General features: G+C 40.0%; 10 protein-coding genes. 5 read left to right on the forward strand and 5 right to left on the reverse strand.

The annotated features are described in order from the left end of the window. On the reverse strand, window positions 1-210 hold a 210-nt coding region (locus H5185_RS22805), incomplete at its 3' end, for a hypothetical protein (protein WP_220494506.1). Between the two features lie 267 nt (window positions 211-477). Between H5185_RS22805 and H5185_RS20135 the strand changes: the two genes are divergently transcribed. Further along, window positions 478-1107, forward strand: a complete 630-nt coding sequence (locus H5185_RS20135; protein ID WP_124016972.1) for a heme-binding beta-barrel domain-containing protein — start codon at window positions 478-480, stop codon at window positions 1105-1107. Window positions 1108-1613: 506 nt separating this feature from the next. Here H5185_RS20135 and msrA read toward each other — a convergent pair. The 3 genes from msrA to H5185_RS20150 all read right to left on the reverse strand — a co-directional run bounded on the left by msrA (window position 1614) and on the right by H5185_RS20150 (window position 4334). Beyond that, the gene (gene msrA / locus H5185_RS20140; protein WP_182742990.1) at window positions 1614-2207 is read right to left on the reverse strand and encodes a peptide-methionine (S)-S-oxide reductase MsrA; all 594 of its coding nucleotides are present in this window, start codon (window positions 2205-2207) and stop codon (window positions 1614-1616) included. A 1110-nt stretch (window positions 2208-3317) separates the two neighbouring features. After that, window positions 3318-3635 (reverse strand): DUF962 domain-containing protein, encoded by a 318-nt coding sequence (locus H5185_RS20145; RefSeq protein ID WP_182742991.1) that lies wholly within the window; start codon window positions 3633-3635, stop codon window positions 3318-3320. 69 nt (window positions 3636-3704) lie between these two features. Then, a complete protein-coding gene (locus H5185_RS20150) occupies window positions 3705-4334 on the reverse strand; it encodes a GNAT family N-acetyltransferase (RefSeq protein WP_182742992.1) in 630 nt (209 codons plus the stop codon). A gap of 177 nt (window positions 4335-4511) precedes the next feature. Between H5185_RS20150 and H5185_RS20155 the strand changes: the two genes are divergently transcribed. After that, entirely contained in the window at window positions 4512-4748 is a 237-nt protein-coding gene (locus H5185_RS20155) for a DUF2789 domain-containing protein (protein WP_124016968.1), read from the forward strand. Window positions 4749-4783: 35 nt separating this feature from the next. On the opposite strand, the gene H5185_RS20160 is transcribed toward H5185_RS20155, so the two are convergent. Then, complete coding sequence (locus H5185_RS20160; RefSeq protein ID WP_124016967.1) at window positions 4784-5167, reverse strand: DUF3192 domain-containing protein; 384 nt, start codon at window positions 5165-5167, stop codon at window positions 4784-4786. 159 nt (window positions 5168-5326) lie between these two features. Here H5185_RS20160 and H5185_RS20165 point away from each other — a divergent pair, with 159 nt between their 5' ends. Genes H5185_RS20165 through H5185_RS20175 form a run of 3 tightly spaced genes read left to right on the forward strand, consistent with a single transcriptional unit; the run spans window position 5327 to window position 7764 of the window. Further along, window positions 5327-5692, forward strand: a complete 366-nt coding sequence (locus H5185_RS20165) for a hypothetical protein (RefSeq protein ID WP_182698036.1) — start codon at window positions 5327-5329, stop codon at window positions 5690-5692. Further along, window positions 5693-6466, forward strand: coding sequence for a Zn-ribbon-containing protein (locus H5185_RS20170; protein WP_124016965.1), 774 nt, complete (start codon window positions 5693-5695; stop codon window positions 6464-6466). 14 nt (window positions 6467-6480) lie between these two features. Next, on the forward strand, window positions 6481-7764 hold the full coding sequence (locus H5185_RS20175) for an AAA domain-containing protein (protein WP_182742993.1): 1284 nt from the start codon (window positions 6481-6483) through the stop codon (window positions 7762-7764). Window positions 7765-7787: the final 23 nt, after the last annotated feature.

Below are 7787 nucleotides of genomic sequence, written 5' to 3' on the forward strand. Positions count from 1 at the left end.
GGTCACTTTCGCATTCCATAGCAACATTAACAGTAAAGATAGCGAAAAAACAGAAACTGTAGCTTCTTGTAATATATGCAGTATATTAGCCCCTCGCCCCATATCGGCAAAAAAATCCGAAATACTGGTGATGATAACGATCAAAAAAAACAGCATAGTTAGAAATTTTAACTTTCCAGCGTCAATCATCACATTTCGAATATAGTGCATCATTACTTCCCTAAAATTAGTTCCTTGTTAATTGTCTCACTCATTGCTTTGTTGGGTATGCGACATATGTCCTACGTACTGAAAATTAACCCTTATTTTTATACAGAAACAGAGCTCGGGACATTACGCCCATATAACAATGATTCAACCAGGCCTATCATCGGCGTTACCTGAGGTGATGATGACTTGAGTTCATCTGTGCATATTGACTCAAGCCTAACGGATCCCAATCGACACTTGCTGTTAATAATATAAATGGAAACATCGATGAAAAATCTTAACTATCTACCCGCAATCATTCTGACATCAATCGCCCTTTCATTATCTTTTACTGGGCAAGCTGTAGCTCAAAATGTTGATTTTGGTCCACTTCAGCCGTTAATTGGATCGTGGAAAACGGTTAGTCCCGGCGTTGACATCGCACCTGGAAGAACAGGGTCAAATGTTGGTGAAGGTGGCACAGCTGTAGAAGCTTTCTATGAAATAAGAACATATGAAGCCGCTGCCGACGCTGTTAATGCCAGTGATCAATCTCTAGTCGCTATCTATTACAAACTAGAGGTGTTTAGACAAAGAGACGATGCCAAATTTCATGATCAGCGTGGTTATATGATTTACGACCAAAAGAATCAAATGGTATATAACTCATACTGTGTGCCAAGAGCGGTATGTGTGATCGCAGAAGGAAAAGCAGGCAAAAAAATGACCCTGACAGCGCCAAGTAGAGGTATAGGTGAATCGACATATATGACCGAAAATGCGACGACCCAAGGATTCTCTATGACAATGGAAATTGGTGAAAAAACCCTGTCCTACTCACAAACCACCAAACTCAATATCTACGGTAAAGATTTCTCACATACCGATGCTGCGACGTTAGAAAAAGTGAATGAGTAAGTTAATACGACTTCTCGCGCTTAAATAAAACAATGGCAAAGAGTAGGTCATTGATTAGACGCTGCAGATAACAGCGTCCTTCTACTCAGATAACGAGAAGGCATCAGCAACGCATGGGTAATCTAGGCATAAAGGGCATCAGTCATGAACTTGGTTTATTAACGGCTTAAATCAGCTGATGTCCGCCTATTACTCCAAACTATATTTTTTGATAGTGAAATTAAACAAATAAACAATCATCGACCGCCGAACACAATAAAGCTCTTATCCTAATAAAGGAAACAGTTGCAAATGGGGTAAATCAACTTGTGACTAATGCTTATTGATTTTCAAATAATTAATCGTCTCAATAGCCACAGTCAAATAATCCACTTTATTTAATAGTTACAATTTTTACGGCATTAACATCAACCAATACCCACTAAAAATCGTTACTTTATTCTGAATATAAGCAGTGAATAGCTGATTCACTTTCAATCTCATATGTGTTGTGCCAAACAACCTGATTAATGTGTCGCTTTATCTCCCCAAATTTCCTCTAACCTTTGGTCACGACCGCAATTCCAGCGATAAGCATGGTAGCGAATAGGATTGTTCTTATAGTAATCTTGATGGTAACTTTCATCGCCTTTGATAGGGTAAAAAACACTCGATGCTAAAATTGGCGTAACCACTTTCTGGTTAGGAAATTGTTTTTCAATATCGCTTTTAGACTGTTCGGCAATTTGCCTTTCTTTATCATTTGCCACAAAAATTGCGCTTAAATAGCTAGTACCTTTGTCACAGAACTGCCCTCTTGCATCAAAGGGATCAATATTTACCCAGTAATAATCTAATAACTCTTTGTAGCTCACTTTGCTAGGATCATAGGTTATCTGTACCGCTTCAAAATGACCTGCATGGTTACCGTTATAGGTGGGATCTTTTAAGCTTCCACCAGTAAACCCTGATATCACATCGCTAACACCATCAAGCTTTTCAAAATCGGACTCCATACACCAAAAACATCCTCCGGCTAAAATGGTCTTATCTGCCGTGGCGTTAGAAGCATAGGACAATAAGCTTGCTGCCAATATTGTTAGCATTAATATACTTTTCATAACACCCTCCTTATTTTTCGAGATGATGGCCTGCTTGTATCAAACATATGTGCACTACGAAGTTAATAATATGAAGGTTCACTATGGCAGAAAGCTGTCACTATTACATTGAGTTTATTATTTAGACAAAAGGTCATTGAGATAATCATCAGCATTTTCAGAGTATCAATGACATGCTTGAACATGCCCTCGGGATAAATTGAGAGTATCAATATAGGCATTAGCAGATTCAGTTGATATTGGGTCATATTGGCGAACATTAGTGTCACAAAGATGACGAGATAATCGTTCAAATAAGTGTTCAATTACATCACAGGATTATAAAAACATCGCGAAAACTGAACGATATCGATAGGACTTATTATGAATATTGAGATTAGCGATTTAGATAGGCTAAAGCTAGTTAACCTAGCACATCATCAACCCAGTCCGACCATAGAATTCCGCAGCGACTCAAATATGAGTTTTAGATGCAAAAAGGCACAACCTTAAGTTATAAGGTTGTGCCCGTTAACACTTTTGTCAGCATCCTGCTGAATATTTGCTCCCTGCACACCATCCATGTAAACATGCTTCCTGCAGTCCTTTTCCCTGTTCTCATTTCCTTGTCTATTTGTGTAATACAAACAAACCCATGAGTGTCATTCCTTTGAACAGCCTATCCATTGACTGAGCGGTAAATCTATTCAATCCGTTGAATCTATCCATGCTGCATCCTGCAGCCCTATCCTTGTTATCCTTGTGTCAACAGCATGACTGTTTTCACTCATCCTTGATTCGGCTATCCATTTGCCGAGCTTATGCTCAATCCGTGAGCGTGTCCTAATAACATCCATGATATTCTTAAGCATTAATTGTCTTATTTCTCATCCTAAGAAAACCAACAAATAACTCGCTTTCGATAACTACATTCTAATCAAAACCAGCTCGATGAAAAGTCACTCAACATCATTGAAATAGATGCTTAACATACCGACACTCAAGAAAAACATGTAATACTATGATTTTTATATATTAAATATAATTAATAACGTTAAACGCTGACAACTTTAGATAAGATCCCTTACATGCTTGTAGGATATGGCTTACAAAAGCATGAGCAGGTTATTACTATCGGATTGATTTTCGCCACAGGCGCATTATCATCTGCCCAAACATGACCCAATCAGCCCACAAACTATAAAGCGGATAAGTGAATGTAGCAGGCCTATTTTTTTCAAATAGAAAATGCCCTAACCATGCAAAGCCATAACCCACAACGGGCAGCCACAATAATTGCCACCAATGCTGATTAATCAAGGTATTCACAATAATAACCAAAATAATGCTACTGCCAATATAATGCAGCCTTCGACAAATAGGGTTTTGATGTTGCGACAGATAAAATGGGTAAAATTCTGTAAATGAAGAATAACGTTTAGGTTCCACTATTCACTCCTTAATTGATATTCCGCAAATGATATGGCCCGATGAGTATTCAATTATTTTACGCTGGCGTTACACTTTACTGTAAAACAGAATTTCACCTTCTATATTACCGATGCTAACGTTAGCAATACTGCTAAACCCTTGTGTTACCAAAGCCCGATGATGTGATGGATTACTAACAAACACGCCTACTCCATCGAGATCAGGTTGTTCATCACACCAACTCAATACCGCTTGAATTAACTTAGCCCCATAACCTTTTTGCTGCTCATTTGGTGATATAGCAATAAATTGTAAAACACCACACTTTTGAGAAGGCAGATGTTCAAGAATGCAGGTTTCTTTTTGCATTAATCCTTGGGTCGATTTCCATCCGGTACCCAGCATCATTTTGAAACGCCAGTGCCAATATCGTCCCTCACCCAGAGGAATGAGATGAGAAATGACACACGCAATTCCGATTAAACGCTCACCATCAAATAAACCGATTAAAGCTTGTTCTTGTTGCCATAACTCATTTAACTCTTCACGGATGGCTGCCCGAAGCTTTTGCTCATATTGTTGTTCATCATCTTGAGCAAGCACGCCAATAAAATAGGGGTCATCATGATATGCGTTGTAGAGAATGGAAGCTGCGACTCTCAGGTCTTCTGCGGTCAAATACACTGCACGAATAGTTTCCAAGGTGTGATTGTCCATTTTTATTCCTTGTTATTGACTCTCTAAACTCAATCTAACTTAACAAGTTTGAAACATTCTACAAGTTTTGTTTACGCATTTAGCCTGTTCGCGGTTGTCATTGCCAGTTGTTTGCTATTTACCTCATCAACGCTGATACTGAATTTGTTTACCACACCATTACAAGGAATCCTTTAAATGGACACTACATCAAATGATCTTAGCCATTTATTTATGCAACTAGGTTTACCGCATGATCAAGTGGGTATCGATGACTTTGTTATGCAAAACAAGCTTGCTAAGCATACGTTAATAACCGATGCAGATTGCTGGAATCCAGGCCAAAAAGCATTTTTAAAAGAGGCATTACGAGAAGACGCCCAATGGTCAGAAGTGATTGACCAATTGGACGTAATGATGCGCGCTGAAATGTAATTAATTTTTGACCTTATAACAGCGCCATTATCTCATCAGATTTGTTTGTAGGCGGTGTTACCCCAACCGACTAAAACATCATCGCGAAACACAATGGGCGTGCATTCATCTTTGGTTGTTTTACCATCGCCTTGCGCCCATTGCGTTCGGTAAAACATGACCTTGATAGACTGTTCCCCTTGGTTTTCAGTCGGCTTAATATAAGCTTCGCTGAAATCGGCGGTGCCCATTAGAGTTATCACTTGATCACTCGTCATCCCCATAGACAGTTTGCTCAACAGTTCACGATTCTTATCTTGTTGAACTTGCCAATAGTCAGCACTTTTAGCCGATTCATGATCACCGACACTGATAACACAACCACTTAGCCCTACTGATGTGGCGATAATTAATCCTGCTGTGATAAGTTTTAATTTCATGTTGCATCCTTTTTGTTAAAATAAAATCCGCATTGTATTTACAGTTCCTTTAAGCCAGAATCGTGCCAAAAATTAAAACGCTGATTTATATATCTTTATTTTTATATTTAATAAGAATTAGTTAATCTCACACCACCGAATTAAGGAATTTAACCAACAATGAGTCCAATTGAGCAAGTACTTGCCGCGGCTAAATCGATTGCTAACAATGGAAATACTCCCTGTTTGGCACTGATTAAAAGCCGTTTAGGAAATAGCATTCCAATGCCTACCCTAATCCAAGGTTTACAACAGTTTAAGGCGTTGCCAAAATCCGAGTGGCAACACATACCAGAATTAGCCGATATTGCCGCTGTGGCTGACCAACCTGCAGATAATAACGTGGATCTTACCAATGTTATTCAGCAGGTCATGAGTCTGCAACAACACGTCACACTGCTCACTAAGCGAGTCGAACAGCTAGAAAATCAATTACAAGACAATGCCATTCAAAGCAATATCATTATTAATAAGGCAGACCAATAGATGTTTGTTACTGAACTGCGCTTTGAATGTTTTGCCGACACAACAATTGATACCGTAGAAAAAGCCATCAACGCTTTTCTTGAAGCCCTAAGGGCGAATGGACAAATTTTAGGCAGGGAGTTTGCCGTCGCTTTTAATGACGGTGAATTTAGAGTTCGCCTGTTGTTACCCGAAAAAACCAGCCTGGCAAATCGTTATCATAGCCCGTGGGTAAAGGTCACTTTAGCCGGATTAACCGCGGCCAAACTATTGGCTCCTAGAGAAAAGTTCATCGGCCAAGACATTAACTCTGAAGTTAGCAGCACAGAGACACCATCATGGCAGGTGTTGTATACCAGTTATGTTCATATGTGCTCACCGCTACGTAATGGCGATAATCTCTTGCCTATCCCCCTGTATCAATTACCTGCGACCTTCAATGGCGATCATAAACGCATTATAAAATGGCAAACAGAATGGCAAGCATGTGATGAGCTACAAATGGCGGCTGCCACTAAAGCTGAATTTGCCGCATTAGATGAAATCACTCGGGTAGACAGCGACCTATTTAGACGAGGTTGGGATTTACGTGGCAGAATAGAGTTTTTAACGCAAATACCAACTTACTATTATCTGTATCGTGTCGGTGGTGAGTCGTTAGAAAGCGAATTAAACCGAGCTTGCCCACGTTGTGGTTCACATCATTGGAAACTTGAACAGCCTTTGTTAGACATGTTTCACTTTCGCTGCGAGCCATGCCGCATAGTGTCTAATATATCTTGGGACCATCAGTAAATGGAATTACTTCATTGAGTTACAAACAAATTATTTCTTATTACCGAGATTGCTACAAGGAAGATAGTGCCTCCATTAATCTTTGGAACGTCAATAAACTTAAGCAAGAAGACCGTTTAATTCTTCAAGGTAAAGATGAACTAGGCACAGGTTTTTTACCTCGGCTACCTATCCCCGAAGAATTTGCCGCCCCAATGTTAAAACGGGTAGCAATGTATCAAAGAGAAAGAGTATTACTGTATGCACGGTTCTTGTTTGTCGGCAAAGTCACCATAAAAGGCGAGCTTAAAACGGTAGTATCGCCTTTGCTCTTTAGTGAAGCCACCATTGAGCAGGATAATGGTAATTGCTATTTTTCTACCCAAGCCGATGAAACTGAAATCAATGAAGCCTTACTGCAACAATTACTCCCAGAAGATAATGCGCTAGCAGAATCGCTTTTTTCTGAAGAGACTCGCTCCGCATCATTTTGGACCTCATATTTTAGTAATAATCATATTGAAATAAGCTCGCTTGAATTACTCCAATATCCGAAGCTTGCTCAATACAGTGACATCAAAAAAGCGCTGACAAAAAAGATCCCCAGCTTATTACCCATTTCCATGTTAATTTTTGTTGAAAGATCAAAAAGTAGCCGCGGCGTACTTCACGAATTAGACACTATCATCAATGCTAATCAGCTATCAGCCCCTATCGGTAAGCTCTTTAACCATACAATGGCAAAGTCGAACAAGGTTTCCAAACCTGCGAAGCTCAAGTACGACTTTTTGCCTGGACTATTATCAGGCCCACAAAAGAAAGTCATCGCTATCGCCGCTAACAACAGTCTAGGTTGTGTGTCTGGCCCACCCGGCACAGGTAAAAGCTATACTATCGCTGCCGTTGCAGCGGAACATATGGCTCGCGGAGAGTCGGTGTTAATTGTGGCCAATAATGAAGTAGCCCTTGATGTTATTGCAGACAAATTGGCGAGTAACTTTACCTTAGGCGATGTTTCAATTAAGGCCGGACAAAAAGCCTTTTTAAAGCAGCTAAAAGACTATACCGCTGATTTGTTAGCCGGTTACTTTGCAGATGACTTGGACAACAGCCCCAAAGCAAATGAACAAGAAATTAACCAGCTAAATCGATTGCTAGGTAAATTAGAACATCGTTTTATGGCTTTCAGCCAAAAAGCCATCAGCCGAGGCTTGCGGTTGTCGGATAGACGACACTTGTTACCAAGTGCCGCCCTCCTAAGAACCCAGCGTGCAACTTTCACTGCACTAGGCTCAAGCCTCCACAAAGGTATCGTTTGATACCCAGCAACTTATAAAGCAGT

Origin of the sequence: Shewanella sp. SG44-6 (genome assembly GCF_014164185.1) — a bacterium.
Classification (GTDB): Bacteria; Pseudomonadota; Gammaproteobacteria; order Enterobacterales; family Shewanellaceae; genus Shewanella; species Shewanella vesiculosa.

Coding starts and splice junctions, on each gene's coding strand:
- H5185_RS20135 (WP_124016972.1), top strand. CDS start 478: ATGAAAAATCTTAACTATCTACCCGCAATCATTCTGACATCAATCGCC.
- msrA (WP_182742990.1), bottom strand. CDS start 2,207: ATGAAAAGTATATTAATGCTAACAATATTGGCAGCAAGCTTATTGTCC.
- H5185_RS20150 (WP_182742992.1), bottom strand. CDS start 4,334: ATGGACAATCACACCTTGGAAACTATTCGTGCAGTGTATTTGACCGCA.
- H5185_RS20155 (WP_124016968.1), top strand. CDS start 4,512: ATGGACACTACATCAAATGATCTTAGCCATTTATTTATGCAACTAGGT.
- H5185_RS20160 (WP_124016967.1), bottom strand. CDS start 5,167: ATGAAATTAAAACTTATCACAGCAGGATTAATTATCGCCACATCAGTA.
- H5185_RS20165 (WP_182698036.1), top strand. CDS start 5,327: ATGAGTCCAATTGAGCAAGTACTTGCCGCGGCTAAATCGATTGCTAAC.
- H5185_RS20170 (WP_124016965.1), top strand. CDS start 5,693: ATGTTTGTTACTGAACTGCGCTTTGAATGTTTTGCCGACACAACAATT.